A 26,691-nucleotide genomic window follows, 5' to 3' on the forward strand; every position below is an offset into this window, starting at 1 on the left:
GCAGGCCGCGGCAGACGGCCGGTGCCCGGGTACGGATCCGGTCGAGCCGTGCGTTTTCTTGACCGCGGCAGCGAACGAGGAGGACATATGCGGATGCCCCGCTTCGCGCTCGAGGATTGGGTTGCCCAGTACCGGTCTGCCTGCGCCTATTCGATCGGTAGTTCCGATGTCGATCCCTTGACGCTCGACGAACTGCTGTCCGGCGCCGACAGCGAGATCCTCGGGCTCTGGTCGAAACTGACCCTGTCCTATGGCCACTCCCGCGGAGCGGCGGCCCTCCGGGACGAGATTGCCGAGCGCTACCAAGGCATCGACGCCGAGCGGGTACACACGTTCAGCGGCGCTACCGAGGCGATTTTCGCTCTGCTGAACGTTCTGGTCGCGACTGGTGACGAAGTCGTCGTCGTCGGTCCGAGCTATCAGCTGGTGTCGGACCTGCCCGTGGCCATCGGGGCCCAGGTCCGGCGGGTCGACCTGCGCGCCGACCGGGAGTGGGCGCTCGATCTCGATGAACTCCGCCGCGCGGTCACCGCGCGGACCCGGGTCGTCGTGCTCAACTTCCCGAACAACCCGACGGGCACGTCGCTGTCCCGGGACGAATTCGACGAGGTGCTCGCCATCGCCCGCGAGGCGGATGCGTGGCTGGTGAACGACGAGATCTACCAAGGGGTAGAAGACGACGCCGACCGGCTGCCTGCCGCGGCTGAACTCGGCGAACGCTGTGTGAGCATTGGTTCGATGTCCAAGGTCTACGGTTTGCCCGGCGTCCGGCTCGGCTGGGTCGCGGCACCGGACGCCAGGCTCATGGACGAACTGCGCACCTACCGCTACTGGACGTCGTTGAGCAACAACGTTGTCGGCGAAGTCCTCGCGCTCGCCGGACTTCGCCAATCGGCCCGCCTCATCGATCGCGCCAAAACACTGCTGAGTGCGAACAAGGCCGCGCTGGAGCAGTTCGCCGCTGGACACCCGGGCCTCGTCCGCTTTACCTCGGCGAAAGCAGGCACGACCACCTTGCTCGAACTCCGGAACCATGAGGCGACCGCAGTCGCGCGCCGGCTCGCGCAACGGCATTCGGTCTTCGCGGTGCCCGGAGCTGCGCTCCACCTTCCGGATCGGTATCTCCGGTTCGGGCTCGGCCGCGCCGCGGTGCCGGTCGCGCTGGAGGCCCTCGACAGCGTTCTGAAAGAATCGTAGAACTTCTCGTTCCGGCAGGGCTCCCGCGATTCGCCGGTCACCGCAGCCTGCGACCGGCCTGGTCGCCCCGGCTCAGGTGGCGCTGGCCTGGGTCTGCGCCCAGGCCAGCGAGCACGACGTCCAGCTCGACGAGGTCTTTGACGTCGCGCCCACTGGTGACCTCACCGGTCCGGAAACCGGCAGCTATCAGCGGCTGCTGGACATCGCCCCTGCCGCGGTCCAGCTCTCGCCGAATTCGAGGGGAACGACCTCGATCGGGTCACCGGCAAGATTTGCCGCGAGCTGGGTCGGCAGAGCGTCGCCGGGGGTGTGGTGGACCGGAATCACGGTCGATACCCCGAGCCATCGAGCTGCGGCTGCCGCGTCAAAGGGCGGTAGTTCGACTACGCGAGTCGCGCCGAGCCACAGCCCGCCGATTCCGAGTACGGCTGTCTCCGGACGGTAGAGCTCGCCCCAGGTTCGCAGGTCCTGGGACAGGGAGGTGTCGCCGCCGCAGAACACGCGCGCGCCGTTGTCCGTGGTGAGCATGAACGACTGCGGCTGGTCGGCGACGAATCCGCTCTCGGTGGTCATGCTCGACTCGTGGCGGGCGGGCAGGGAGCGCAGCGTCACGTCCCGGTGCCGCACCTCGACTCCGGAGACCGTGACGGCAATCCGTTCGATGGGAACTCCCGCGGCGCGAGCGGACGCGAACAGGGCTGTTCCGCACACCAGGACGGAGTGTCCTGATCGGACGATCTCCAGCGCCTGGGCACGGTGGTCGAATCCGGCGTGGGTCACGACCACCACATCGACGTCCGCCAGGTCGACCGGCCGGATCGGACTTTGCGGGAGTCCGTGATGGATGCCCTGACTGCCCGTGAGGTAGGGGTCCACCAGGACTCTGGTCCCTCGTTCGGTGGTGATCACGTAGCTCGCCCAGCCCACCCGCCGGATGGTCAGGGGACCGAGCGCGTTGCCTGCCGGACGACCCGCGAGGTGCTCAGTGGCGAACGCGGCGATCCGGTCCAGCAACAGGCTCGTCGCGTCGGTGTCGAGGACCGGGAAGCCGTGCGGCATGCCGTCGTTCAGCTCGAGGCTGACCTCGTTGCCGGCGGCCGCGGCCCGCTCGGCGAATCGCACGGTGTCGTCCCGTAGCCGCTCGTCGCCGCCGCACACCATCATGAGCGGGGGCAAGCCTGGGCACGCTCCGGTGAGCGGCGAAACATCACCAGCTGGGTCCGCGTCCCCGAGAAACGCGTCCCGCGCCTGGCGAAGCTCCTGGTGCGTGACCACGTCATCATGGCCGTTCGCGATACTCGCGCCGCCGAAGGTGAAGTCCGTGATGGGGGAGACCGTGACCGCCGCCGCCGGCAGCGGTTCACCAGCCGCGCGAAGCCGCAGCAATGCCTGCAATGTCAGCGTCGCGCCGGCGGAATGGCCGATCAGAACGATGCGGTCGGCGGGGAACCCCTGCTCTAGCAGCGCTCGGTAGGCGTCGAGCGTGTCGTCCAGTGCGGCCGGATAGGGATGAGCTGGGGCCAGCCGGTAGCGCGGCATCAGGATTGGCCATCCGGTGGCGGCGGAGAGCTTGCCGGCGAGCACGTTCGCCGGTTCCTCGAATTGGAAACGACGGCCGTGCAGGTACAGGACGACTCCGTCGACGGAGGTGCCCGGCGCGGCGACCCATTCTCCGGTGATGCCGCCGACCTGGAACGGCGAGGTCGCGATCGTCGGACCCTGGTCGGCTGCCATGCTCACGAGGCGTTCTCCGGTGTCGGCGGCGCCGTGTGCTTTCGCACGGACGTCTGCCATCCGCGTGGCGTCACGCGCGGAAAGGGGATGGTGGATTGCGTGCATGGAAGAACTCCTCACTGGCCGGTTGCGTTGTCCGCAACGGTGACGTCCCGCGTGGTCGAAGTGTTCGGCAGCAGGTCGTCACGCCCGTTGTTCCACAAAGAGGTCTGACAGGCGACGGCGCGTCCCGTGTCTGGCAGCCGGTCGGCTGGTACACCGTTTTGCTTTGCTCAGGCGGCTGTGTCACGTTGGACGACCTGAGGCGACCGCATCTCGCGCGCGGGCGCGGTCCGCTGCCGCACGAAGCCCGCACACGCCGCGGCGACAACGGCCACAGACGCGAACAACAGCAGACTGGTGGCCGCGCTGGCGCCCGCACCGACGATCAACCCCGTGACGACGGGACCGACGATGGACCCCAGCCGTCCTGCGGCCGATACCCACGCCACGCCCGACGCCCGGCAGGACGTCGGATAGAAGTTCGCGGCGAACCCGTAGATCAGGACCTGGGTGCCAAGCGTGCCGCCGCCGGTGAGGAATGCGAGCACGAGGAGCGCCGGCGTGGGCAGGCCGACAGTCAGCAGCACGATGCACGCGGCGGCGAGCACGAGGACGGAAGCGGTCACGACGCGAGGCCCGGCCAGATCGGCGACACGACCGCTGAAGACGGGGATGATCATGCCGCCCGCGCTCAGCAGGAGCAGGAACAGCAGTGCCGTCGACGGACTGTGCCCTGTGCTCTGCATCAGCACCGGCAGCCAGGTCGACAGCCCGTAAACCAGCAGCAGAGTCAGGATGCTCAGCAACCCCAGCAAAGCGGTCACCCGCAAGTGATTGCGAGAGAACAGCCCCTTCATTCCGTTGCTGCCGCGCCCAGCACCGGCCGAGCCGGTCATGGCCCCGCCGTCGAGCCCGAATGCGTCGGCAATGGAGTCGGCTTGCCTGGCGCGACCCCGGGCACGGAGCCACGCAGGTGATTCCGGCAGCAGGAGCGCCACCACCGGCACGAGGACGACCATCGGAAGCGCGCCGGCCCAGAACATCACGCGCGGCCCGAACTGGGGCAGCAGCGCCAGCGCCAGCAACGACGAGACGATGCCTCCTCCCGCTGCGCCGGTCCAGGTGATGGCGCTGTAGGACTGACCGCGGCCGCGTGGCGCGAATTCCACCGCGGTCACGCCGGCCGCGGCCACTGCGGACCCGACGCCTAGGCCGACCATGAACCGCGCGATGCCGAACATCGCGACGCCTGCGGGCAAGGCGCACACGGCCATCCAGAACGAGAACCACACTGTGCCTACGAGGATCGTCCGACGCCGTCCGAGCCGGTCGGCCAGCGCGCCGGCCAAGAGCGAGCCGATCAGGAGACCGACGAGCGAGCAGCTGCCGATCAGTCCCGCTGTCGCCGGGGTGAGCCCCCAGGAAGGCGTCTTCAGGATTGTCGGCAGCACTGTGCCGTAGACGATCAGGTCGTAACCCTCGACGAGGATGACGAGGAAGCAGAGCACCAGAACCAGCCGCTGTGAACCATGTGTTCTTCCCTGAACAACCATGCTCGTATCCGTCCTTCTCCGAGTCAGCATTGACCGGGATGCCGTGTGCCGACGGGTAGTGTGTGGGACCTGACAGGCGGGTCACCAGTTGCGGGACCTTCCTAGTAACGGCAGTTACCTGGCTCGGCGGAGAGTGCTTGTGGTTATCGAGGACCGCGAACGAAGGAAGGAGCTCGCCGCCTTCCTGCGGGCCCGGCGCACCGCGCTCGATCCGGTGGCCGCGGGCTTCCCGACCACCGGCCGGCGCCGTACGGCCGGGTTGCGCCGGGAAGAGGTGGCCGTGCTGGCTGAGATCAGCGTCACCCTGTACACCTGGCTCGAGCAGGCACGCCCGGTGCCGGTCTCTGTCGCCGCCCTCACCCGTGTCGCCGCGGCGCTGGCGTGCACCGACGAGGAAACGCAGCTGGTGCTCACGCTGCTCAGCGGACGCGGGCCGGCGTCACCGGAGCACGATGGCGCCGCGGCGGCGGGACTCGTCGGCTTGGTGGCTCAGCAAGACCCGTCTCCGGCTTGGTTGATCGGGCCGCGCTGGGAAGGCTTCGGGCAGAACGAGAGCGCGCGGCTGGTGTTCGGCGACTGGACGCGCCGGGACGTCGCCGATCGAGGACTCCTGACCCTGATGTTCACTGATCCGTTCATTCGATCCTTGTTCCGGGACTGGCACGAGCAGGCGCGGCGGCTGATCGCGGAGTTCCGGCTGAGCACGGCGCTGCACTCGGGCGATCCCGCGCTCAGCGCCATGGTGGACCGGCTCGTCCAGGAGAGTCCCGAGTTCCGCGAGTGGTGGCAGCAGTATCCCGCGCAAACCCGCGCCGAAGCCACCACCACGCTCGATCATCCGGAATTGGGGACCCTCGTGTTCCAGCACGTGCCCCTGCGAACCCAGGACGCTTCGGGCATCCGCGCCAGCTTCCTGGTACCGGCCGACGAAGCCACCGCCGGCGCATTGCGGTCGACAGGCATCCGGCCCCGCTTCGGTCCTGGCAACCTGACCGGTGAGTGACTCGTCGCTGAGCCGCTGACGCGGTCGCGAATGGCCAGCGGTGTGCGAAATCGCCGAGCCGTGAGGTCTCTGCCCCGTCAGGTTCTCGGGGAACTGGCACCGGCTGGCGGGGTCGGCAGTCTTCGCTCCGGGAAATCACCCTCGCGGACAACGAGGACAGGCCGGTCGGGTTAGCGGGTTCCGCATCGAGGTGCACCGCTGAGCAGAGGGGAGGAGCCGAAGCAATCGACTCCTCGCTGCTCAGGGGAATTCTCGCTCAGCATTCCGCTGGATGTGGATCAAGGTTGTGCGTCGCGCTTGCCCGTCCCGTGTTGCAGCCGCTTTAATGCCGTGTGACCGACCAGGTACTTCGCGCGGTGGCGACGGTGCATATTCTGGGCTGCCTCGTTCCGCTCGCGTGAGGTGACCATGGCTGTTGAATCGACCAATCGCGCGTTGGTCGTGCTGGACATGTTGGCTGCCAGCAATCCGGGTCCCAGCATTCGGCGAGTCTCCGAGCAGCTGGGCTTGAGCCGCAGCGCGACGCATCGCATTCTGCAGAACGCGGGCTGGGCGGTGGAGGCGGTCGAGGACACTTCGCCGCTTCGTGAAGCCGCTGAGCTGCAGCGTAACTTCTGGCTCGGCGACGGCTATGGGAGATGCTGGAAGCCGCCGAGCGCGAAGGCGATCCCGGTGTGCTGGCCTGGCTGCGCGGCCACCGCGACGAAGTCGCAGCGCTCGATGTCCAGGAGTTTTCGGCGTTGCTGCGGCGTCGCGCGACGCTTACCCGGGAATGGCAGTTTTTCTCGAAGAACATCCGGTGTTGGTGATGCCGGTGTCCGGCGAACTGCCGTTTCCCGATCAACTTGATCTCAAAGACGCTGCCTCGTTCGCGCGGGTCTGGCGCGCACAGGCGCCTCAGGCCGGCATCGCCTTCATGGGATTCCCGGCTCTGACGGTTTCCACCGGCCTTGTCGGACGCGTGCCGGTCGGTGTCCAGGTGGTCGTTGGTCGTTATCGCGAGGATCTTTGCCTGTCCGCGGGCGAAGCGATCGAAGCCGGTGGCACCCCGCCGTCGCCCATTGACCCTGTGGGCTGAGAGCACCTGCACGACAGCCCCACCCTCCCAGCGACAGCCAAGCGAGACCGCCCTCGGTGCGCCCGGCAACTCGGCCCCGATCAGGTCTATGAACTCGTCCCAGGCTGCCAGTCCAGCTCCACGGGCTAGGAGTTGGGTGCTCAGTCAGGCGTCAGTCGGCCATCGGCCAGCACCATCCGCCACCGGCACCGCGTGCGAATGCGCCGCCACCTTTTCGTGCGGAGCAGATGCCCGCTGACAGCCGATCTGGATGCTCAGTTGTTCTCTCGTACGCAATCCGGTGATCGTGGCGAGGACGACGATCGCGGCGGTGTGCGCGATCCCGACCACAGCTTCGGCTCCAGCTCGGCGCGGCGGGTCCAAGACAGGACCGAGTGCTCTCGCTAGCGCCCGGCCAGGGATTCGGGAGTCATCATGGCGTCGAGGGAAAGCACGCGCGCGTTTTCTGGGGCGACCACCACCCAGCGGTCGTCCCGCCACACCGTGACGAACAGTTGCATGGAGGTGCGTGTCGGAGGCGGCTCCTCCTCGCCCGGCATGAGGACAGCGACGCGGGCGTGAAGTACGCCGACACCCGGGCTGATGATCCGCGCTTCGTGCACCTCGCCTCGCACCATCCTGGAGCCCCCCAGGATGGTCCGAAATGCTTCCGCCTGCGCCGCGACCATGTCCGCGCAGCGGTACGTGGTTCCTTCGAGTTCCACGAACAGGGCGTCCTCGCGAAATCAGCGAAGAAACCCTGGGCGTCACCACGGTTCCACGCTTCGTACATCCGGTCCGCAATGGCACTCATCGCCTCGACCGACTGCTCCATGCGAACATCATCCTCCGTTGATCGAACTGTCGTCGAATCCATTGACGCCGTTGTTTCTCTCGTCGCGGCTTAGGGAACGCGGGCGCCGGCGGCACCCAATTCGGCACTCCAGAACGTCGCATCGGCGGCCTTCAACTCTCGGGCCGTCCGCTCGGCCAGCGTGTCGATTCCGATCTCGGCCTCGGCGACTTCTGCGTGCGCGAGCGCGAAGGGAAGGAGGCTGCGAAGCGTGCCCTCTAGATGCGCGGGCATGGCCGATTCCGCGTAACCCGCCGGTCCGGCGCTGGCGGCGCCGTTCACCGACAGACCCGCACGGCGCAGGACCGATCCGACCTGTTCGCCGAGGTCCGGGTCAAGCCCGGCGGTGCGCATCGCTTCTACGATCCAGCCCACGCTCTTGGCTACCAGCGGAGTCGATGGCGCCGACCGGGTAGCGGTGGCGTTGAGTTCCTGGAAAGTCACCACGCCCCGGGGGCGAACCAGCCGGGACAAGTCGCGCACCGCGGCGACCGGTTCCGGGAGGTGGAGCAGGATGAGCCTGCCGAACAGCGCGTCGACCGATTCGTCGAGCCGGAGAGCGGTCAGGTCCGACTCGACATACGACACACCGGTCAGGCTCGCGGCGGCGGTGCGGGTGCGGGCCAGGTCCAGCATCGCACGGTTCAGATCGACACCGATGACTGAGCCTTCCGGCCCGACGAGTTCAGCGAGCAGCATGCTCGTGTCGCCCGCGCAACCGATGTCCAGTACCCGCATGCCGGGCTTGATCCCAGCTAGGCGCGCCAAATGCGCACCGTGCGGGGCGAGGACGTCGACCTGCGGCTGAAGCGCTCGGTCTCCGCGGCGGTTCGGCCCATCGCGTAACGATCAGCAGCGGGTTTGATCATTGCTGAAAATTAGCCCGCACTGCTGAGGCCAGGCGAGCGGCGAAATTGCCTTCAGTGGTCAGGAAATTGCCACGTTCGCGTGCTGAGCGCGAAGCCCGCTGGCTAAGCGGTTGCGAACAACGGCAAGCGGATGGGCTGAGGACTGTCTCGGAATGGCCGGGGGCGTTGATCAAGACTCCCGGAGTCGGTCGTCGCCAACGTCAACACCCGCAGGACGGGTCGCGGCAGGAACACCGACACCGCGCAACCGCGGCGACGGCCTTGGTACGTGAGCTCGCCATCGCGGGACATATCGCGTTCGGACCCCGCGACATCGGTGGTGCCTGAATCGTGGTTGATCATTACGGGACGATTCTCTGCCGAGCGCCTGCCGGTGTGGGTGCGGCCCCGTCTGCTCACCGCCCGCACCGATGACACCCGTCCAGGATTCCCGCGAGCGACTAGCACGGGGTGCGGTGCGTCTCCGCCCGCATGTGCAAAGCGATCGCGTCGAACCCGTCGTCGGCCGGGGGAGCCGTGCTCACGACCGGTACGCGCCTCGCAGGTACTGCACGGGGTAGGGAGCGTCCCGCACCGCCACTCCCAGTTCGTGGGCCGCGCGCACCGGCCAGGTCGGCTCGCGCAGTGCCGCCCGGCCGAGGAAGATCGCGTCGGCGGCCCCCTCGTCCATGATTTCCTGGGCCTGCCGAGATTCGGTGATCAGCCCGACCGCCGCGGTAGGTGCTTTTGTCTCAGCCCGTACGGCGCGCGCGAACGGCACCTGATAGCCCGGCCCCGCGGGAATCCGCTGTCGCGGGTCGTTGCCCGCGGAACTGAGGTCGACGAGGTCCACCCCGTGCCCGACCAGCAGGGCCGACAGTGCGACCGTTTCCTCAAGCGTCCACCCTTCCTCGACCCAGTCAGTCGCGGACAGCCTGACGAACAGGGGCGTGCTGTCCGGTATCGCCGCCCTGACCGCGTCGACGACCGCGAGGAGAAACCGCACCCGGTTCCGGAACGAGCCGCCGTAAAGGTCCGTCCGCCTGTTGGACAGCGGGGAGAGGAACTCGTGGAGCAGGTATCCGTGTGCCGAGTGTATTTCGACTACCTTGAAACCTGCTGCCATTGCCCGAGAAGCGGCGTCAGCGAAGGCGCGCACTGTTGCGTCGATGTCGGTGGCGGTCATCGCGATCGGGGCGGCCAGTTCCTGATACGGCAAGGGAGACGGCGCGATGGGTGTCCATCCGCCCTCGTCCGGACGTAGCGGGGCCCCACCGTGCCAGGGTTGCGTGGTGGCAGCTTTGCGTCCCGCGTGTGCCAGCTGGACGGCCGGGACGGCTCCTTGCGAGGCAAGGAAATCGGTGATGCCGCGCCACGCGGCTGCTTGGCCGTCGTTCCACATCCCGGTGTCCTGGAGTGTGATGCGTCCTTCCGGAGTGACCGCGGTGGCCTCGGTCATCACGAGCCCGAATCCGCCCGTGGCACGCGAACCCAGGTGCACGAGGTGCCAGGCGGTCGGCACGCCGTCCTGGGCGTTGGCGGAGTACTGGCACATCGGAGCGAGCCAGACGCGATTGCGGACAGTGGTTCCGCGGAGGCTGATCGGATCGAAAAGGCTTGGCACGGCTCGTCATCCTCGGTTGGTGGTCAGAGCTTCGCACTGGGGGCGCAGCGCGGCTCACGGGGTGGCTCTGCGGAGCGTCTGGTGCCGATGCCGTGCAGGAGCATGATCAGCGTCGCGACTGCGAACGTGATGACGAACAGGGAATAGTCCCGGGTGGCGTTCAGCAGGCCGCCGCCGTACACGACAAGGAACCCGGCGCCGATGGCGGGAAGCCCCATGCCCAGGTAGCAGAGGACGTAAATGGAGGAGAGAACGCCGGGGCGTTCGGGTTCGGCGGCCAGCGGCACGACGGTGCGCATCCCGCCCTGGAATCCCGCGCCGAAACCGATTCCGGAGACTAAAGTGCCGGCGAAGAATCCGGTGATCGACGACGCTTCGACTGCCGCCAGGGTGCACAGCGAGCCAAGTACGAGCAGCGCGATTCCCAGGAACATCACCGTCTTCGCCGCCATGCGCGCGAACACGACGACGGTGGTCGAGGAAACCGCGGTGAGCACGAATAGTCCGAGCGCGCCGAGCGCTGCCGAGTTCGAACCGGACAACTGACGCGCCAGGCCTGGTGCGAGAGAGCCGTAGAAGCCGCCGAGCGACCATACGGCGAACAGCACCGGTGCCACGGTGAGAAAAGCGCGTCGAAGGCGGCGGGGCACCACGAGTTCGGGTACGAGGGCGGTCCGCAGACCGGGCCTGCGCCCGGCGCCTCGCGGCAGCAGTGCGACGCCGAGGGCCTGGACGGCGAAGATCCCGATGAACACGGCATAGACGAGCAGGGTCGGTGCCGGCAGGTACTGCACGATCAGCCCGGAGAACGAGGCGCCGGTTCCGGAACCCAGCCCGGGCGCGACGGCATTGGCCCGGGTGCCGCGTTCGCGGTCGACGTCCAGCATCATCGCGCCGAGTGTGCCCAAGGCGCTTCCGGTCGCGATCCCTTGCAGGATCCGCCCGCCGAAGAGGGCAGCGGTGCCGTCGGCTTCGCCGAACACGACCATGGCGGCGATCTGCAGGCCCAATGCGCCCAGCAGCACCGGTTTACGGCCCAAGTGATCGGATGCCCTGCCGAGCACGAGCAGCGCGGCCAGGACGGTAATGGCGTACACGCCGAAGACGGCGGTGGTTGTTATCGGCGAGAAATGCCAACGATCGGCGTATGCGGCGTAGAGCGGCGTCGGAGCGCTGGACGTGGCCAGGAAAGAGACGATGATCGAGGCCGGCAACAGGAGGTCGCGAAGGCGCGGACACCGGACGATCTTCATGAGCAGTTCCAGAGAGGCTGTTGGCCGCTCCTGGTGTCAGGCTCGGACCCGGCCCAGGAGCGGCGGTCGGTCAGGAGCGGTCCGGGTATGCGGCCGTAGCGCGGATTTCGACGAGCAACCCGGGGCTGGCCAGTCCGCTGACACCGATCAGCGACCAGGTGGGGAAGGGCGGTGTGATCAGGCGAGCCTTGGCCGCGGAGAAGCCGGGCAGGTGCTGGTTAATGTCGACGTGGTAGCTGGTGACGTCGACGAGCGCGGACAGGTCGAGCCCTTCCAGCCGCAGGATCTCCTCGATCCGGCAGATGGCGACCTCGGTTTGTTCCTCGATGTCGTCGGGGATGGTGCCGTCGGCCCGGCGGCCGATCGTGCCGGCGATGAACAGATGCCCGTGCGAGCGAACGGCGGCGGAGTAGCCGAAGTTCGCGAAAGCGCTGACAGTCTTCCCGAACACTTCCGAGTTCTCGGGGACTTCGACGCGGTGGAGGCTCATTGCGGTTTTCCCTTTCGTAATGCTGAATCGCGGGTTTCAGTTGCCCCAGCGGGACGAGCGGAAGGAATGCTCCATCCTGGTCCGGCCGAACTCCTCGCGTTCGCGGAGAAGCTCTCCGGGGATCGAATACCGGGGCGCGTTCCTCGGGTCTTTCGCGGCTTGCGCGACGATCGCGTCGACCAGCGAACCGACCATGTTCAGTCGCGGGTACACCGCGTGCACGGCATCGGCCTGCTCGTCGCTGACCGCTTCGACGTACTCGTTTCCCATCGGGCCGCCGAAGTCGAGCGCGACACCTTCGCGGACGAGCAGGCACAGGGTGCCCCTGCGGTTCGCGATGCCGCTCGATGTGTGCAGGGCGATCGCCTGCCATACCTGATCGGCGTCCGAAGCGGACACTCCGCGGCCGACGAGGAATTCGGCCGCGCGATCGGCGCCCTCGACCTCGAAACGCTGACGGTTCGGGCTGTCCGCGGCGACCCCGAGGTCGTGCATCGCGCACGCGGTGAAGAGCAGGTCGTCACTGTAGTCGCTGCCCGCGGACAGGCCGAGGCGGTCCGCAAGCAGCCGGGCGAACAGGTAACTGCGGATGCTGTGGTTGAACACCGACGGCGTCTCCACCGGGCGGATCAGTTCCACGACGGCCTCAGCCAACGGCGTACCGGGCAGCGCGGTCAGGCCCTCTGCTCCCGCAGGGGGCGTCTCGTGGGTATGTGCGGTCATGTCGTTAGCTTGCCTAAGTTGGCCCTGACCTGGCGATAGGCAAAATCGCCGCCTATCGATAGGATATTGCCATGAAGGCTCATCGGATCGCGATCCTCGCCCTGGACGGGATCATGCCCCTCGACCTGGCGATCCCAGCGCAGATTTTCTCCGCTCGCCCGGAGACCCCGTACGAGACGACCGTGTGCACTTTCGGTGCGAGTACGCACACCGCCGGGGGGTTCGCGGTCGTCGCGGAAGGAAGCCTGGAACAGGTGCGCTCCGCCGACACTGTGATCGTGCCGGGGTCCGAACCGCCCTGCTGGCCGTCGGAAGCCGTGCTTGCCGCCCTGGCCGAAGCGCACGAACAGGGCAAGCGCATCGTGTCGATCTGCACGGGAGCGTTCGCACTGGCCGCCGCGGGTGTACTCGACGGGCTGCGCGCAACGACCCACTGGCAGTACATCGACGAGTTCGAACGCGAATTCCCTGCCGTGTCGGTAGATCGCGATGTGCTCTACGTCGACGAGGGCGACGTCCTCACCTCCGCCGGCGTGTGCTGCGGCATCGACCTGTGCCTGCACATCGTGCGCCGCGACCTCGGCGCGGTGGTGGCCAACCGGATCGCGCGCGGCCTGGTCGCGGCCCCTCACCGCGAAGGCGGGCAAGCCCAGTACGTGCCGGCCCCGGTCCCGCTGGCCGGGGACGCGGCGCTGTCCGACACCCGCGATTGGGCCCTGCAACGTCTCGGCGAGCAGATCTCCCTGCGGCAACTCGCCCAGCACGCGGGCCTTTCCCAGCGCACTCTCATCCGCCGGTTCGCCGAGGAGACCGGCACGACCCCGTTGCAGTGGTTGCTCGACGCCCGTCTTGGCCGGGCACGGGAACTGCTGGAGACCACCGATCAGCCGATGGATCTGGTAGCACGCGAATGCGGCCTGGGCACGGCGGCCAACCTGCGTCTCCACTTCCGGCGCGCGCTGAACACCACCCCCACCGCTTACCGGCAGACCTTCAAGGGCTGACCCGGCACGACAGAGATCAGAGGTTCAGCGATCGGCGCGGTGGATCAACCGTGCCGTCGACGCCGGCACGGGCAGGGTTTGGGCGCGGCCCTCGGTCAGTCAGCAGGCCATTGTGGACGGCGAGATGCCTGCCGCGAGCCCGGCCTCGGCCGGGTCGCACGCCACTTCAAAAGCTGGACTAGTGTCCTGCGCCTGAAATTCGTTGGCAGTATCGTGCGAGTGAGTCGATGATTTCTTCGGCGGTCTTGGTCCATACGAACGGCTGGGGGTTCTGGTTCCAGTCCTTGATCCACTCGCGGATGTCTTTCTCCTGTGCCGCAACGCTCTTGTGGACGCCGCGCCGGATCAGCTGATCGGTGAGGAACCCGAACCGGCGCTCGACCTGGTTGATCCAGCTCGATCCGGTGGGGGTGAAGTGCATGTGGAACCGGGGGTGCTTGGCCAGCCATGCCTTGATCGCCGGGGTCTTGTGGGTGCCGTAGTTGTCGCAGATCAGGTGGATGTCGAGGTCGGCGGGGACGGTTTTGTCGATCGTGGTCAGGAACTTCTTGAACTCGGCGGCTCGATGCTTGCGGTGCAGTTCGCCGATCACGGTGCCGTCGGCGATGGTGAACGCGGCGAACAGGCTGGTGATGCCGTGGCGGACGTAGTCGTGGCTGCGGCGCTCGGGCATGCCCGGCATCATCGGCAGTACCGGCTGGGAGCGGTCCAAAGCTTGAACCTGGCTTTTTTCGTCGGCGCACAGTACCACCGCCCGTTCCGGAGGGTGATGATAGAGCCCGACGACATCGACGACCTTGTCCACGAACAACGGGTCGGCGGACAGCAGGCGGCGCTCGCCGCGGTGCGCCCCGGCGTCTCGCTGCGGGAACTGCACGGCGTTGCCCTCGCGGTCGTGAGCGATGGCATCCGCAGACTCGGGTTGCTCGACAGCGGGGTCGCCGGCGGGCTGACCGACGCGGAGGCAGCGCTGCGCTGGATGCCGCACGGCATCGGGCACATGCTCGGCGTCGACGTGCACGACAGCACGGCGGTGGCAGGCGAGTGGATGACCGCTCCGTTCCGGGCCGGCCACGTCATCACGATCGAGCCGGGGCTGTACCTCTCGCCGCACGACCAGTACGTCCCGGAGCACCTGCGCGGCATCGGCGTGCGCATCGAGGACGACGTGCTCGTCACGGCCGGCGGGCACGACAACCTCACGGCGGCGCTGCCCCGGTCCGCGGACGAGGTGGAGCGCTGGCTCGCGCCCCTGCGGGCGGCGGGGACGCCACGATGAGCGTCCCGGCTTCACGTCGGCGGAGCGCATCGCGAGCAGCGCGGCCCCTTCGCGGCGCATACGGGGGAGTGCGGCGTGTTTGAGGGTGCTCCGGCGGGGCCGAGGCAGCGCGCGTCGCCGCAGCGCACTGGGCGGGCATCGGGGAGACGGTGCGGGAAAGCCAGGCCGGACAAGTCGCCGGGTCTGGCGAGCGTCGGGGCGGGACAGCCGGCGGACACGCTGGCTGTCGCTGCGGCAGGAGGGAAATCCGGGGGTCCGGTAGCCTGACGAGTGCTGTTCACGAAGTGAACAGCCAGACCACGTTTACCGGCGGAGGCTTCGTGACCAAACCGACGCGGTCCCGCGAGACCCGCGCCGACCAGGCGGACATCCAGGCCGTGAGCCGGGTCAGCCAGATCCTGTCGCTGTTCGACCCGGCCACGCCTGAGGTCACCGCGGTCGAGGTGGCCGAACGGCTCGGGCTTAACCGCACCACGGCCTACCGCTACTGCACCTCGCTGGTCGCGGCGGGGCTTCTGGAGCGCAGCCCGGACGGCGGCTACGAGCCCGGCGGATTGCTGTTGCAGCTCGGGGCGTTCGCGATCGGGCACCGGCGCGTGGTGAATCTCGCGCCCCGGCACATGCAAGCGCTCTCGCGGGCGACGCAGACCAGCGCGGTGCTGAGCCTCTGGGGGCTGACCGGGCCGGTGGTGTCGCGGGTCGAGGAAACGGTGTCCACCATCGTCGTCGTGTCCGTGCGGGTCGGCAGCCACTTGCCGCTCGACACCGCGCAGAGCAAGGTGTTCCTCGCCTATCACGCGGACCAGCTGTCGATGGAACGCCTGATCGGCACCCTGTCGGGCACGGCGCGCGACGAGCTGCGCGCGGAGGTCGACCGGGTTCGCGACGCGGGCTATTGCGCGGCGATGAGCACGCCGGGCATCGTCGCTGTGGCCGCACCGGTTTTCGACGAGTACGGGATCTGCGCGTCCCTGGCCATCGTCGGTCCCGACAACACGCTGTCGATGTCGGACGACGCGCCGGAACTGCGCGTCGTCGTCGACACCGCCCGGGAACTCACCCACGAGCTGGGCGGGCACTACCGCCCGGACGACTCCCAGCGCGCGGTGTAGGGAAGCCAGGCGGGGGAGGGCAGCGGCACGAGATCGGCGTACTCGCGCGCCCCCGCGACCGCGCTGCCGACGAACTCGCCGAAGTCCTTTCCGGCGAGGCCTTCGCCGACGCCCGCGACCAGTTCGCGCAGCACCGCGGGCCCGCCGATCCACAGCGCGGTGACGACCTCGACCGCTTGCGCCCCCGAAGCCAGGAACCGCAGCACGTCGGCGGCGGTCCGGGCGCCGTTGGTGCCGATCACCGGCACGGCCAAGGCCTGAAAGGCCTTGCTGACCCAGTACAAGCTCATCGGGAGGCAGCCGGGCGACCCCCACGCGCCCCACGAGCCGAGTGCCGGGCTGCCGTCCACCGTGGGCAGAAAGCCGGGGTACCGGCCGACCAGGCCGACTGCGTCCGCCCCGGCGGAGCGCGCCGCGCGGGCCAGGGCGACGACGTCTGAAGCCTGTGCGGGCAGCTTCACGAACAGCGGCACGCCGACAGCGGCGCGGACCGTCCGCACCGCGTCGCGCACCGAGTCCGCATCGGTCAGTTGACGCACTGCCCGCGCTTCGCGTCCGTGCGGAGCGCCGATGTTGAGTTCTACGGCGGGCACGACAGCCGTCATCGCCTTTCCGATCCGGGCGGCCTCGGCCGGATCGCCGAGAGTGATGCTGCCGAGCACCGGACATCCGCGCGGGGCGCCATGGGCGACGGCGGCGGCCAGGGTTTCGAGCCAATCGGCCAGCTCGACCTGCGCGAGCCCGGAACGGTTCAGCAGCCCGTCCCTCGGCTCGGGCAGGCCCGAACGGAGGTCTCCGTCCGGCGAGACGAACGCGTAGTCCGCGATGTCCAGCTGTCGCCGCGCGGCGGCGCTTTCGTTCACCGACTTCGCCACGACCGCGCCGGCGCCCGCGTCGATGCAGGCGGTCAGCCCGTCGAGGGTCATGGTGAGCTCGGACGAGCCGACCCACACGGGGTTCGCCGCGGCGAGTCCTCCGACGTCCATTCAGGACAGCGCCGGGATCGTGCGGTCGTCGGCCATGTCGACGTCCTTGGTTTCCGGGCCGAGGAACCCGCCGAGGCTGATCAGCGCGCCCGCCACGACCAGCAGCACCGCCGGGGCCAGGTGCGCGGGCAGCACGCCGTCGAACTGCTGGAGGTAGAACTGGTAGAACGCGGGCGCGATGAGGGCGAGGCTGTAGCCGACGCCGTACCCGGTCGACCGGATGCTCGCGGGGAACCGCTCGGTCAGGTAGGCAGCGATCGGCCCGAAGGTGCCGACGGTGAACACCCCGATCACCACGCCGAAGCCGAGCGCGGCGCCGAAACCGCCGTGCGACGCCATCAGCAGGGTGTAGGCCCCGGAACCGAGCACGACCACCGCCAGGCCGTAGCCGATGTAGAACGGCCGCCGTCCGATGCGTTGCGACAGCAGGCCGAACACCGGGTAGGAGAGCGCGGCGGACGCGTTGATCACGAGCATGGTGAGCGTGACCTCCTTGCTGGAGAGCTCGAGGTGCGCTTTCAGCTGCGCCGGCGTCACGGCGGCTTCAATGTTCGTCGCCAGCCAGGTGCCGGTCATCAGCACGAACACCTGGCCCAGCGCGCGCGGGTACTTCACCAGCAGCCGCACGAGCGGCAGTTTGTGCTTCTCCCCGGTCAGCCGGACCGGCGGTTCGTGCACCTGCTTGAGGTAGTAGCGGAACAGCACGACCGCCAGCAGCCCGCCCACCGCGAACGGCACCCGCCAGCCCCACTGCACGTAAGCACTGTGCAGTCCCTCCGCCGGCAGCAGTTCCAGCATCAGCAGGGTGAGCGCGGCGATCACCGCGTAGGCCGCGGGCGAGGTCGAGGTGATCACCGAGGCGTAGAGGCCGCGTTTGCGCTTCGGGCTCCATTCCATCGCGAGCGGCACCGCGGTGGTGTACTCGCCGCCGAGGAAGATCCCGTCGACGAACCGCAGTGCGATGAGCAGGCCGACCGACCACATCCCGATCTGCTCGTGCCCCGGCAGGCAGGCGGTCAGCAGCGTGGTGACGCCGAATCCGCCGACTGCGACCAGCGTGGTCCGTTTGCGCCCGACAGTGTCCGCGAAGTGGCCGAAGACCACCGCTCCGAGCGGGCGGCCGATCAGCGTCGAGGCGAACACCAGCGACGCCAGCAGGGCCGTCGTGCTCGCGCTCAGATTCGCTGCCTGGAAGTACGCCGTCGCCGGAGCCAGCACGACGATCGGCAGGTAGATGTCGAACTGGTCGACGAAGTAGGCGAGTGTCCCGCCGCGGACGGCGGCGCGCATCTTGGCGGGGTCGGGACTGTGCGGCGTGCCGGCCGGGACGGCGGCTTCCGCGGAGCTGGGCGGTGTGGACATCGGTGTCCTCCGGGCGGCTCGATCAATTCGAACTTGAAGTTCACGAAGTGAACCCGGAAGCACTCTAATTCGAGGGGATGCGGAGCACAAGCACGGTCGCGGGCTTGACATCCGGTCTTATAGTGAACTTTGACTTCATAATGCGAACGAAAGGTGACCCATGAGCCCGCGCCCCGCTCTTGCCGCCGTCCTCGACGGACTGGTCGACCTGCACGTCCACTCCGGCCCCAGCCCGTTCCCCCGGCGGTTCGACCACGTCGAGGCCGCCGCGGACGGCGCCCGGATCGGGATGCGCGCGATGGTCGCCAAGTCCCACCACCACAACACGCAGATGGACGTCCTGGCGATGAAGGGCAGGCTCGAAGGCGTCCAGGCCCAGGTCTTCGGCGGGATCGCGCTCAACAGCACGGTCGGCGGGCTCAACGTGCACGCCGTGCGGATGTGCCTGCGCATGGGCGGCAAGGTCGTCTGGTTCCCGACCATTTCGTCCGGCCGCCACATCGACTGCCACCCCGAGGACGGCGCCTTCCCGACCACCACGGTGCCGCTCACCCTGGAGCGGATCGACATCGTCGACGCCGACGGCAGGCTCAAGCCGGCGGCACTGGAGATCCTCGACGAGATCAAGGACCAGCAGGCGGTGCTCAACGGCGGCCACATGTACCCGGAGTACATCCGCACGCTGTTCCAGGAAGCGCGGGAACGCGGTCTCGAGCGCATGGTCGTGAGCCACCCCGACTTCGTCATCGGGGCCGACCTCGACCTCTGCCGGGAGCTGATCGGGCTCGGCGCGTTCATCGAGCACGAGGTCGGCATGTACGACCCCGAAGGCACCCAGAAATGGGATCCGAAGCAGCTGCTGACCTGGATCGAGACGCTCGGCCCCGAGCACGTGGTGCTGGCCTCGGACTTCGGGCAGAAGTCGAACCCGAAGCCGGTCGACGCGTGGCTGCGGGTGAGCGAGGCGCTGCTCGACCTCGGCCTGCCGGAGAAGGACCTGCGCCGGGTGGTGCGCGACAACCCGGCGTACCTGCTGAACCTCGACGCTTGATCGGCGATCCCGAATCCTCGCCAGCTGGAAGGAAGATTCCGTGTACGACAAGGACGATCCACGCTCGGCCCTCGCTGCCGCGGACCGGCCGGACACCGGTGCCGGCATCGCCGCCGCCCAATATCTCGACCTGACCGCGACGCCGGTCGTGCGGGCGCAGAACGTCGTGCTCATCCACACCGACGCCCACGAGGGCGACGACCTCGACAACGGCGTGCTCGAAGGGGAACTGGCCGTCGTCGTGACCGAGGCTTCCCCCGCGTTCACCGTCTTCACCGACGCCGGGGCGACCACAGTGGACACTCCGGGGCTGGTCGTCGTGCCGCCCGGCGCGTCCCGGATCGGCGTGCACGGCGACGGCCCGCTGGTCCGCCTGGTCGAAGCGACCGAGCCCGCGTGGCGCGACCGGGCGGCCAATGCCGGTGTGTACGCGGAGGACCACGAGCGCGTCGCGCTCCTGCGGCGGTGGCCGGAACCGGCGGGCGGGCCGCGCGTGCGGGTGTATCCGCTGTCGGAGGCGCCGGACGACCCGAAACGGTTCGGCCGGATCTTCCGCACCCGCTCGTTCATGGTGAACTTCCTGCCGCGGCAGGACGGCCCGCGCGACCCGCGCCGGCTCTCGCCCCATCACCACGACGACTTCGAACAGCTTTCCCTTGCCGTGCAAGGGGAGTACGTGCATCACATCCGCACGCCGTGGCTGCCCGACCGCACCGTCTGGCGGGAGGACGAGCACGTGCGGATCGGCAGTCCGTCGGTGACGATCATCCCGCCGCCGACCGTGCACACGTCCGAGGCCGCCGACCCGGGCGCGAACCAGCTGATCGACATTTTCAGCCCGCCGCGGCAGGACTTCTCGGAGAAACCGGGCTGGGTCCTGAACGCCGACGACTACCCGATGCCGTGAGCGCCGCGCGACGCACCGGAGGCGGCCTGTTCGACCGCCCGGCGACCCCGGTGGGCACGTGGCTGAAGATCGCGTCCGGCGAGCCGGTCGAGATCATGGCGTTCGCCGGGTTCGATTTCGTGGTCGTCGACCTGGAGCACGCACCGCTCGACCTGCAGACCGCGTACCGGTTGATCAACGCCGCCGCCGCGCTGCGGATGACGCCGCTGGTGCGGGTGCCGGACAAGACGCCGTCGACGATCCAGAAGATCCTCGACGCGGGCGCGGCGGGCATTCTCGTGCCGCACGTCGACACCGTCGAAGAAGCGGCCGCGGTCGGCCGCGCGTGCCGGTTCCCGCCGAACGGCGTCCGCGGCGCCGGCGGCACCAGCCGGGCCGGGGCGTGGGGACTGCGCCCGACCGCGGAGTACCTCGCGTCCGGAAACGAAGACGTGCTCTGCATCCCGCAACTGGAAAGCGCGGAGGCGATCAAGGCGGCGCCCGAGATGCTCGCACTGGACACAGTGGACGCGGTGTTCGTCGGCGCGGCGGATCTCTCGATGTCGATGGGCTCCACGCCGGCCGCGCCGGAGGTGCTGGAACTGGTCGCGTCGGCGATCGAGGCCGCGCACGCCGCGGGGAAGCGGTGCGGCCTGGCGTACGGCGGGGTCCCGGAACGGGCCGCGGCGGCCGTGCGGGACGGCTGCGACTTCGTCCTGCTGAGCAACGACACGACGATGCTGGCCGAAGCCGCGCGCGGGCTCGTCGCCGGATTCCGGGAGGCGTGCGGGTGAGCCTCGTCCTGCCGCGCACCGCCCTGTCGATCTCCGAACCGGACAGCCTGGACCACGACGGGCTCGTGCGGTTCGTACGCGCTCTCGAGGAATACGGCCACCGCATGGTCTGGCTCCCCGAGGTCGCCGGGCGCGAGGCGTTCACCACCGCGGCACTGGTGCTGGCGCGGACGGAGCGGCTGATCGTCGGGAACGGGGTGGCGCGGGCGCTGGAGCGCGTGCCGAAATCGGCGGGTTCCGCGGCGCGCGACCTCGCTGCCGGGTATCCCGGGCGCTACGTGCTCGGTCTCGGCGTCAGCGGCGCGGTCCGCGAGCGCGGCATCGGGCCGTTGCCGTTCCTGCGCGGCTACCTCGACGGGATCGACCAGGTCGCGGCCGGCGTGCCGCGGGTCCTCGGCGCCTATTCGGAAGGGATCACGAAACTGGCGGCGAACCGGGCGGACGGGCTGATCACCTTCCTCGTCCCGCCGGAGCACACCCGGTGGGCTCGGGAAACGGTCGGCCCGGACCTGTTCCTCTCCGTCGTCCAGTGGGCGGTCGCGGGGCGCGACCGGGCCGCGGCGCGAGACGTGGCCCGGGAACGGCTCGCGTACTACCTGAAACTGCCGCACCAGATCGCGAAACTGACCAGGCTGGGCTTCACCGGAGCCGATCTCGCCCCGCCCGGATCCGACCGGCTGATCGACGCGCTGGTCGCCTGCGGAACCCCGGAGCAGATCCGGGAATCCGCGCGGGCCCAGTACGACGCGGGCGCCACCCAGGTCGCGCTCACCCTCGTCGGCCCGCTCGACGACGCGAAACTCGCCGCTTACCGCGCGCTCGCAGAGGAGAATTGATGCACACGGCCGAGAAAGTCATCATCACCACGGCGATCACCGGCTCGGTGAACGTCCCGTCCCAGAGCCCGTATCTGCCCTTGTCCGCCGACGAAGTGGCCGACGCGGCGGTCGAAGCCGTCGGTGCGGGGTCCGCCATCGTGCACCTGCACGCGCGCGAACCCGACGGGCGGCCCACCGCGGACCCGGAGGTGTTCGAGAAGATCGTCGGGCGCATCGCCGAGCAGACCGACGCCGTCGTCAACATCACCACCGGCGGCGCGTCGTCGATGACGATGGACGAGCGGCTCGCCGCCGCGCGCCGGTTGAAGCCCGAACTGGCGTCGATGAACATGGGGACGATGAACTTCGTCTACTCGGGGATCGCGGACAAGGTGGCCGAGTGGCGCCACGAGTGGGAAGAACCGTACGTACGCAACACGTATTCGCATCCGTTCGTCAACACGTTCGACCGGATTGAGGACACGCTGCGCACCCTCGGCGAGGCAGGCACCCGCTTCGAGTACGAGTGTTACGACATCGGGCACCTGTACTCGCTGGCGTACTTCGCCGATCTCGGGCTGGCGAAGCCGCCGTTGCTGATCCAAGGCGTGTTCGGAGTGCTCGGAGGCATCGGCGCGGACCACGCGAACCTGGAGCACATGGTGCGCATCGCCGACAAGCTCTTCGGCGACGACTACTGTTTCTCGGCCTTCGCGGCCGGACGGGACCAGATGGCGTTCGGCACGCACAGCGCGTGGCTCGGCGGCCACGTGCGGGTCGGGCTGGAGGACAGCCTGTGGATCGGCAAGGGGACACTGGCGCGGAGCAACGCCGAGCAGGTCCGCAAGATCCGGGCGGTGGTGGAGGATCTCGGCAAGCCGATCGCGAGCCCGGCCGACGCCCGTGCGCTGCTGGGGCTTCGAGGAGCGGCGGCATGAGCCTGCTGACGGGGAAAGCGGTGCTGGTCGTCGGGGCCAGTTCGGGCATCGGCGCGGACGCCGCGCGTGTCTTCGCCGCAGACGGCGCCTCGGTGATGCTGGTGGCGCGCACGGCGGAACCCCTTGCGGCACTGGCGAAAGACCTCGCTGCCGAGGGCCACGACGTCGGCTGGACGACCGGCGACGTCTCGTCCGCGGACAGCGTGGCCGAATTCGTCGCCGCGACGGTCTCGCGGTTCGGCAGGCTGGACGGTGCTTTCAACAACGCCGCGGCGGGCCAGGCGGGCAGGCTGGACGAAGTGTCCGAAGAGGACTTCGACCGCATCATGGCGGTGAATGTCAAGGGAACATGGCTGTGCCTGCGCGAGGAGGTCCGGGCGATGCAACAGCGAGCGGCGGGTTCGATCGTCAACGTGAGCAGCATCGGCGGGGTGCGCGGCAGTTCGGGCATGGGCGCCTACCAGGCGACGAAACACGCGGTGATCGGATTGACCCGCACCGCCGCGCACGATTTCGGTCCGCTCGGCATCCGCGTCAACGTGATCGCTCCCGGCCCGACGGAAACCCCGATGCTGGACGAACTCCGCCGCACGTTGCCCGCCGGGGTGGCGGCGAGAATCGCGGCCACCCCGCTCCGCAAGGCCGGAACGGGCGCCGAGGTCGCCTCGGCGGCGGCGTTCCTGCTGAGCGACCGGGCGAGTCACCTCAGCGGCGTGGTGCTCCCGGTGGACGGCGGCTTCACCGCGTGACAAGCGGAGCCGGTCTCCCTCGGTCCGGCGGTGGACCGACTCGTGGCTGACGTACTGCGCCCGTTCCCCCGTCGATCCCCGAACCGCGCCTGCCGCCGAACGGGGTGGTGCGGTCGGAACCGAAGAGTTGCACGGGGCCGCCGGGCGTAGCCCGGGCTCTTGGCCGCGGCGCCGCCGGAGCTGGCGAGAAGGCTCTTCGAGATGCTCCGCGCGAAGTGCGAGTGCTGGACGGCGATCAGGCCGTCCCGCACGTGGTTGGACGGACCGTGGATCGGATGCCTCGCGCACAAGGTGCCGCTCAGCCGATCGCGCCCGCTTGCGCGGATGTCGTCCGCGCCGTTGGGCGGAGTTGTCGCCCGCACGGCCGGCTCCGTACCCGCGCGAGCGCGACGGCCGAGGCCCAGTCGCGGCCGGTGCGCTCCTGCAACTGGTCGATGAGCCGGGACGCGTGCCGGTGGGTGCGGCCGTGCCGCGCGGCGAGGCGCCGCTGTGGTGGCAGTTCGAACTCGGGACCGTGGCTGTGCAGCTCGTCGCGGCGTGGGCGGCCGGCCGGTTAGTCCACGCGCGACGCGCGGACAGAGCGGAACTCGTGTGTCGCTCGGCGGTGGAGGCGGAAGCTGACGAGCGGCTCCGGATCGCCCGCGAGCTGCACGACATCCTCGGCCACAGCATGAGCCTGATCGCGGTCAAGGCGATCGTGGCGGGTCGTCTCGCCGACGAGCATCCCGAGCACGCGAAGGCCGCGCTGAGCACCATCGAGCAGACCAGCCAGGCCGCGATGGCCGACATCCGCCGGATCCTCGGGGTGCTGCGCCCCGCCTCCGCCGAGGCGGGAACGGACGGTCCCGCGCTGACCCCGCCGCCGGGCGCTGCTCCGTCGGGAGGAAGCGAAGGGGCGTCTTGGCTCACGCGAGCAGTAAACAGCTGTTCTGTTCTGGCGGTTGGGTGAGGATCGGCAACCGGGACAGAGACTGGTCATAGGTGTTTGGCGAAGTACACCCGGCGGTAGCCGTGGTCGGTGGCACGGTGCGTTTCGACGAACCCATGGCGGCGGTAGTAGGCGATGTTTTCCGTCATGGCTTCGTTGGTGTAGAGCCGAACCTCGGCACGACCGTGCTCGCGTGCGCGGGCCTCGGCGAAGTTCAACAGTTGCGCCCCGATGCCTGTGCCCTGCGCAGTCGGTGAGACAGCGACGTTGTCGAGCAACAGGTGGTCCGGCTCCAGCACGAGCACGAGCAAGCCGACGACAGCGCCGTCGTGTTCGGCGACCCAGACCTGGCCGGCGTTGACGAGGGCGGCGTAGTCCTGGCGCATCGGTGCCGGTTCGGTGCCCATGCGTTCGACGTAGTGCATATAGGCGGCGCGAGCCAACTCCGACAGCAGCGCGGCATCGCCGGGGTGTGCGGGTCGGATCGTTGTCATCCATGCAGTCTGCCGTGTCAGGTACCCGTTCGCCGAGTTCGAACGCGTTCCGATGCTCGAACGGGAGCCTGCGGCGAACGACGCGAATTCCTGGTTCGCCTTGGTTAGGCATGCTCTCGGTCGGGTCGTTTCGGCCGAGGCTGCACAGCCCGGGCCGCGCTGGGGGGTGTCAGCATGGCCGTGCTCGGCCGCCGCCTCGCGGCCGTGTCCAGGTGCGGAGTTGGCTGAGGAGTTCGGTGCGTCCGTCCGGGTCGTGCGGGCGAGCTGGGAAGAGTTGCCCCATCATTTCGAGGACGGCACGTTCGACATGGTGTTCTGCGTGGGCAACTCGCTGCACCGTGCCGAGGGCGCGCGAGGCAGGGGCGCTGCTCTGGAGTCGATGTCACGGCTATTGCGCCCTGGCGGGCGCTTGGTGCTCACGTCCCGCACGTGGGAACGCGTGCGGGCCAGAGGTTCCCGGCTGGACATCAGTGACCGACTCGTCCGCCGGAACGGTCGCGATGCCGTCGTGATCTACCGCTGGGAGATCGCGCCGCAGTGGGAGGAGGAGCACCACATCGAGATCGCGATCGCCCAGGTTGATGCGACTGGGTTGGCTGTTGTCCGCTCGGAACTGCTGTCCTGCTGGCCCTACCGGCACGAGGAACTCGAAGTCGCAAGATCGGCGGACGCGCGCACCGTCCCGAAAATCGGGTCCACGGCGGCTGTTCTTCCGACGAGCGTGATCTCGTAGCCGACCGCGCGAAGAAGCGTCGCGATCGCCCGGCCGATGCTCCCGGTGCCGACGACGGCCGCGCAGCGGTTCCAGCTGCGCACGACGTCACGCGGTAATCCCATTCCCTCGCCGCCTGAGATGCCAGCGTGCGGCGGAAGTCCTTCGCGTGAACCAGGAAAAGCATGGCTACGTACTCGGCGGTCGCTCGCCCGCAGTTCCGGGGAGAGCAACGGGTCTGTCCCGACCGGCATCCGCGTCGACGGCGTGGTGCTGTCCGTCCACGAGCCGAACCGGGACCCATCGTCGTTCTGGGTGCGCTACTGCTCACCGGGCCAGTCCTGGACCGAGGAGATCGCCCGTGACTCCGCTCGCTCGTACCACATCGGCGACGCGGTGACCGTCGTCTACGACCCGGACGACCCGCGGCACGTGCGCACCACGAGGAGTCGAACGAAAACCGGATTCTCGTCGGCATCAGCGTGATCCCGCTGGTGGCTGGGGTGGCGGGACTGCCGTTCGCGGCGACGGTGGCGATGGGCTGGCACCGCCGCGCCCGAGCGGTCGCCCGCACCGGCTGGCAGGTCGCGGCGGTGACCGTCGTGCCCGGCTTCCCAGGCCGCGGGCGCAGCGCGAAAGCCCTGGTCCGGTACCGCGACGGCAGCGAGCTGGTGCTCCGGCCGACGATATCAAGCCACAGTGTCGCGTACCTGCTGGGCGAGCAGAACCGCCGCGCGTGGATCGGCGGCTGGGGGCGGCGGATGGTCATCCTGTTCCCGTACGGTCCCCGCAAGCCCCGCCCGCACGCCGTGCCCGCGTTGGCGGAAGGACCGCGCGGGTGACCTGATCACGACGCGTCCCGAAGCTCGGGCGGCGGCTGGAAAGTCAGGTCGGGGTCTTCGCTCACCGAGCGCAGCGCGGTCGGGGTCGGGTGGCCTTCGGGATCCGGCCCTCGATGGGCAGGACCGGGCCCTGCTACGACAACGCCGCCGCCGAATCCTTCTTCGCCACCCTCGAAATCGAAATCGGCACCCGCTCCTGACCCACCCGCGACCGAGTCAGGCACGCCGTTTTCGCTTACCTCGCCTACTGCAACCACGACCGGCTGCACTCCACCCTCGGCTCCCGCACACCACACGAAACCCGCATCCACTACAGTCCGCGCAACACCCGCGCAGCATAAAAACCGGCGACCGGCTCC

At 69.0% G+C, this 26,691-nt stretch carries 28 protein-coding genes and 2 pseudogenes; 17 read left to right on the forward strand and 13 right to left on the reverse strand.

Annotated elements, in window-relative coordinates:
- Positions 1-87: 87 nt before the first annotated feature.
- The gene (locus PUT80_RS11335) at positions 88-1,197 is read left to right on the forward strand and encodes an aminotransferase class I/II-fold pyridoxal phosphate-dependent enzyme (protein ID WP_167754233.1); all 1,110 of its coding nucleotides are present in this window, start codon (positions 88-90) and stop codon (positions 1,195-1,197) included.
- A gap of 186 nt (positions 1,198-1,383) precedes the next feature.
- Here the strand turns inward: PUT80_RS11335 and PUT80_RS11340 are convergent, their stop codons facing one another.
- Positions 1,384-3,036 (reverse strand): alpha/beta hydrolase fold domain-containing protein, encoded by a 1,653-nt coding sequence (locus tag PUT80_RS11340; protein ID WP_275291875.1) that lies wholly within the window; start codon positions 3,034-3,036, stop codon positions 1,384-1,386.
- Positions 3,037-3,203: 167 nt separating this feature from the next.
- Positions 3,204-4,526 carry an MFS transporter gene (locus tag PUT80_RS11345; protein WP_275291876.1) on the reverse strand — a complete coding sequence of 441 codons (1,323 nt, stop codon included), beginning with the start codon at positions 4,524-4,526 and terminating at the stop codon, positions 3,204-3,206.
- Between the two features lie 139 nt (positions 4,527-4,665).
- On the opposite strand from PUT80_RS11345, the gene PUT80_RS11350 reads away from it, so the two are divergent.
- The 3 genes from PUT80_RS11350 (at position 4,666) to PUT80_RS11360 (ending at position 6,607) form a co-directional block, all read left to right on the forward strand.
- A complete protein-coding gene (locus PUT80_RS11350; RefSeq protein WP_275291877.1) occupies positions 4,666-5,529 on the forward strand; it encodes a helix-turn-helix transcriptional regulator in 864 nt (287 codons plus the stop codon).
- Between the two features lie 638 nt (positions 5,530-6,167).
- A complete protein-coding gene (locus PUT80_RS11355; RefSeq protein ID WP_275291878.1) occupies positions 6,168-6,338 on the forward strand; it encodes a hypothetical protein in 171 nt (56 codons plus the stop codon).
- Positions 6,302-6,607 carry a hypothetical protein gene (locus PUT80_RS11360; protein WP_275291879.1) on the forward strand — a complete coding sequence of 102 codons (306 nt, stop codon included), beginning with the start codon at positions 6,302-6,304 and terminating at the stop codon, positions 6,605-6,607. The genes PUT80_RS11355 and PUT80_RS11360 overlap by 37 nt, the downstream gene beginning before the upstream one ends.
- A gap of 144 nt (positions 6,608-6,751) precedes the next feature.
- On the opposite strand, the gene PUT80_RS11365 is transcribed toward PUT80_RS11360, so the two are convergent.
- The 7 genes and pseudogenes from PUT80_RS11365 to PUT80_RS11395 form a co-directional block, all read right to left on the reverse strand.
- The gene (locus tag PUT80_RS11365) at positions 6,752-6,937 is read right to left on the reverse strand and encodes a hypothetical protein (protein ID WP_275291880.1); all 186 of its coding nucleotides are present in this window, start codon (positions 6,935-6,937) and stop codon (positions 6,752-6,754) included.
- Between the two features lie 53 nt (positions 6,938-6,990).
- Positions 6,991-7,320, reverse strand: a pseudogene (locus PUT80_RS11370) (hypothetical protein); the annotation flags it as partial.
- A 170-nt stretch (positions 7,321-7,490) separates the two neighbouring features.
- Positions 7,491-8,207, reverse strand: coding sequence for a methyltransferase domain-containing protein (locus PUT80_RS11375; protein WP_275291881.1), 717 nt, complete (start codon positions 8,205-8,207; stop codon positions 7,491-7,493).
- A 621-nt stretch (positions 8,208-8,828) separates the two neighbouring features.
- Positions 8,829-9,911: an NADH:flavin oxidoreductase/NADH oxidase gene (locus PUT80_RS11380; RefSeq protein WP_275291882.1), complete on the reverse strand. Its 1,083-nt coding sequence runs from the start codon at positions 9,909-9,911 to the stop codon at positions 8,829-8,831.
- A gap of 23 nt (positions 9,912-9,934) precedes the next feature.
- Entirely contained in the window at positions 9,935-11,164 is a 1,230-nt protein-coding gene (locus PUT80_RS11385; RefSeq protein ID WP_275291883.1) for an MFS transporter, read from the reverse strand.
- Between the two features lie 70 nt (positions 11,165-11,234).
- The gene (locus PUT80_RS11390; protein WP_275291884.1) at positions 11,235-11,654 is read right to left on the reverse strand and encodes a Rid family hydrolase; all 420 of its coding nucleotides are present in this window, start codon (positions 11,652-11,654) and stop codon (positions 11,235-11,237) included.
- A 36-nt stretch (positions 11,655-11,690) separates the two neighbouring features.
- Complete coding sequence (locus PUT80_RS11395; protein WP_275291885.1) at positions 11,691-12,377, reverse strand: HD domain-containing protein; 687 nt, start codon at positions 12,375-12,377, stop codon at positions 11,691-11,693.
- A 71-nt stretch (positions 12,378-12,448) separates the two neighbouring features.
- Between PUT80_RS11395 and PUT80_RS11400 the strand changes: the two genes are divergently transcribed.
- The gene (locus tag PUT80_RS11400; RefSeq protein ID WP_275291886.1) at positions 12,449-13,381 is read left to right on the forward strand and encodes a helix-turn-helix domain-containing protein; all 933 of its coding nucleotides are present in this window, start codon (positions 12,449-12,451) and stop codon (positions 13,379-13,381) included.
- A gap of 178 nt (positions 13,382-13,559) precedes the next feature.
- On the opposite strand, the pseudogene PUT80_RS11405 reads toward PUT80_RS11400, so the two are convergent.
- Positions 13,560-14,207 (reverse strand): annotated as a pseudogene (locus tag PUT80_RS11405) (IS630 family transposase); the annotation flags it as partial.
- Here PUT80_RS11405 and PUT80_RS11410 point away from each other — a divergent pair.
- Both PUT80_RS11410 and PUT80_RS11415 read left to right on the forward strand, forming a co-directional pair.
- On the forward strand, positions 14,097-14,660 hold the full coding sequence (locus PUT80_RS11410; RefSeq protein WP_343076877.1) for a M24 family metallopeptidase: 564 nt from the start codon (positions 14,097-14,099) through the stop codon (positions 14,658-14,660). The pseudogene PUT80_RS11405 and the gene PUT80_RS11410 sit on opposite strands and share 111 nt — an antisense overlap.
- A 320-nt stretch (positions 14,661-14,980) precedes the next feature.
- Positions 14,981-15,772: a helix-turn-helix domain-containing protein gene (locus tag PUT80_RS11415; RefSeq protein WP_275291888.1), complete on the forward strand. Its 792-nt coding sequence runs from the start codon at positions 14,981-14,983 to the stop codon at positions 15,770-15,772.
- On the opposite strand, the gene PUT80_RS11420 is transcribed toward PUT80_RS11415, so the two are convergent.
- Both PUT80_RS11420 and PUT80_RS11425 read right to left on the reverse strand, forming a co-directional pair.
- Positions 15,739-16,758 carry a tRNA-dihydrouridine synthase gene (locus PUT80_RS11420; RefSeq protein ID WP_275291889.1) on the reverse strand — a complete coding sequence of 340 codons (1,020 nt, stop codon included), beginning with the start codon at positions 16,756-16,758 and terminating at the stop codon, positions 15,739-15,741. The two genes, PUT80_RS11415 and PUT80_RS11420, sit on opposite strands and share 34 nt — an antisense overlap.
- Positions 16,759-18,120 (reverse strand): MFS transporter, encoded by a 1,362-nt coding sequence (locus PUT80_RS11425; RefSeq protein ID WP_275291890.1) that lies wholly within the window; start codon positions 18,118-18,120, stop codon positions 16,759-16,761.
- A gap of 160 nt (positions 18,121-18,280) precedes the next feature.
- On the opposite strand from PUT80_RS11425, the gene PUT80_RS11430 reads away from it, so the two are divergent.
- The 7 genes from PUT80_RS11430 (at position 18,281) to PUT80_RS11460 (ending at position 24,305) form a co-directional block, all read left to right on the forward strand.
- Positions 18,281-19,171 (forward strand): DUF6282 family protein, encoded by an 891-nt coding sequence (locus tag PUT80_RS11430; protein WP_275291891.1) that lies wholly within the window; start codon positions 18,281-18,283, stop codon positions 19,169-19,171.
- A gap of 40 nt (positions 19,172-19,211) precedes the next feature.
- A complete protein-coding gene (locus PUT80_RS11435) occupies positions 19,212-20,078 on the forward strand; it encodes a hypothetical protein (protein ID WP_275291892.1) in 867 nt (288 codons plus the stop codon).
- Complete coding sequence (locus PUT80_RS11440; RefSeq protein ID WP_275291893.1) at positions 20,075-20,851, forward strand: aldolase/citrate lyase family protein; 777 nt, start codon at positions 20,075-20,077, stop codon at positions 20,849-20,851. The genes PUT80_RS11435 and PUT80_RS11440 overlap by 4 nt, the downstream gene beginning before the upstream one ends.
- Positions 20,848-21,687 carry an LLM class flavin-dependent oxidoreductase gene (locus PUT80_RS11445; RefSeq protein WP_275291894.1) on the forward strand — a complete coding sequence of 280 codons (840 nt, stop codon included), beginning with the start codon at positions 20,848-20,850 and terminating at the stop codon, positions 21,685-21,687. The genes PUT80_RS11440 and PUT80_RS11445 overlap by 4 nt, the downstream gene beginning before the upstream one ends.
- Entirely contained in the window at positions 21,687-22,607 is a 921-nt protein-coding gene (locus PUT80_RS11450) for a 3-keto-5-aminohexanoate cleavage protein (RefSeq protein WP_275291895.1), read from the forward strand. The genes PUT80_RS11445 and PUT80_RS11450 overlap by 1 nt, the downstream gene beginning before the upstream one ends.
- Positions 22,604-23,356 (forward strand): SDR family NAD(P)-dependent oxidoreductase, encoded by a 753-nt coding sequence (locus tag PUT80_RS11455; RefSeq protein WP_275291896.1) that lies wholly within the window; start codon positions 22,604-22,606, stop codon positions 23,354-23,356. Before PUT80_RS11450 ends, PUT80_RS11455 begins: the two co-directional genes overlap by 4 nt.
- Positions 23,357-23,804: 448 nt before the next feature.
- Positions 23,805-24,305: a histidine kinase dimerization/phosphoacceptor domain-containing protein gene (locus PUT80_RS11460; RefSeq protein ID WP_275291897.1), complete on the forward strand. Its 501-nt coding sequence runs from the start codon at positions 23,805-23,807 to the stop codon at positions 24,303-24,305.
- A gap of 26 nt (positions 24,306-24,331) precedes the next feature.
- On the opposite strand, the gene PUT80_RS11465 is transcribed toward PUT80_RS11460, so the two are convergent.
- Complete coding sequence (locus tag PUT80_RS11465) at positions 24,332-24,778, reverse strand: GNAT family N-acetyltransferase (protein WP_275291898.1); 447 nt, start codon at positions 24,776-24,778, stop codon at positions 24,332-24,334.
- Between the two features lie 220 nt (positions 24,779-24,998).
- Here PUT80_RS11465 and PUT80_RS11470 point away from each other — a divergent pair, with 220 nt between their 5' ends.
- The 3 genes from PUT80_RS11470 (at position 24,999) to PUT80_RS11480 (ending at position 26,332) form a co-directional block, all read left to right on the forward strand.
- On the forward strand, positions 24,999-25,511 hold the full coding sequence (locus PUT80_RS11470) for a class I SAM-dependent methyltransferase (RefSeq protein ID WP_275291899.1): 513 nt from the start codon (positions 24,999-25,001) through the stop codon (positions 25,509-25,511).
- Positions 25,512-25,631: 120 nt separating this feature from the next.
- Complete coding sequence (locus PUT80_RS46285; protein ID WP_343076879.1) at positions 25,632-25,976, forward strand: DUF3592 domain-containing protein; 345 nt, start codon at positions 25,632-25,634, stop codon at positions 25,974-25,976.
- A complete protein-coding gene (locus PUT80_RS11480; RefSeq protein ID WP_275291901.1) occupies positions 25,973-26,332 on the forward strand; it encodes a hypothetical protein in 360 nt (119 codons plus the stop codon). The genes PUT80_RS46285 and PUT80_RS11480 overlap by 4 nt, the downstream gene beginning before the upstream one ends.
- Positions 26,333-26,691 lie beyond the last annotated feature (359 nt).

This window comes from Amycolatopsis sp. La24 (genome assembly GCF_029087445.1).
In the GTDB taxonomy this organism is placed as follows: domain Bacteria; phylum Actinomycetota; class Actinomycetes; order Mycobacteriales; family Pseudonocardiaceae; genus Amycolatopsis; species Amycolatopsis nivea.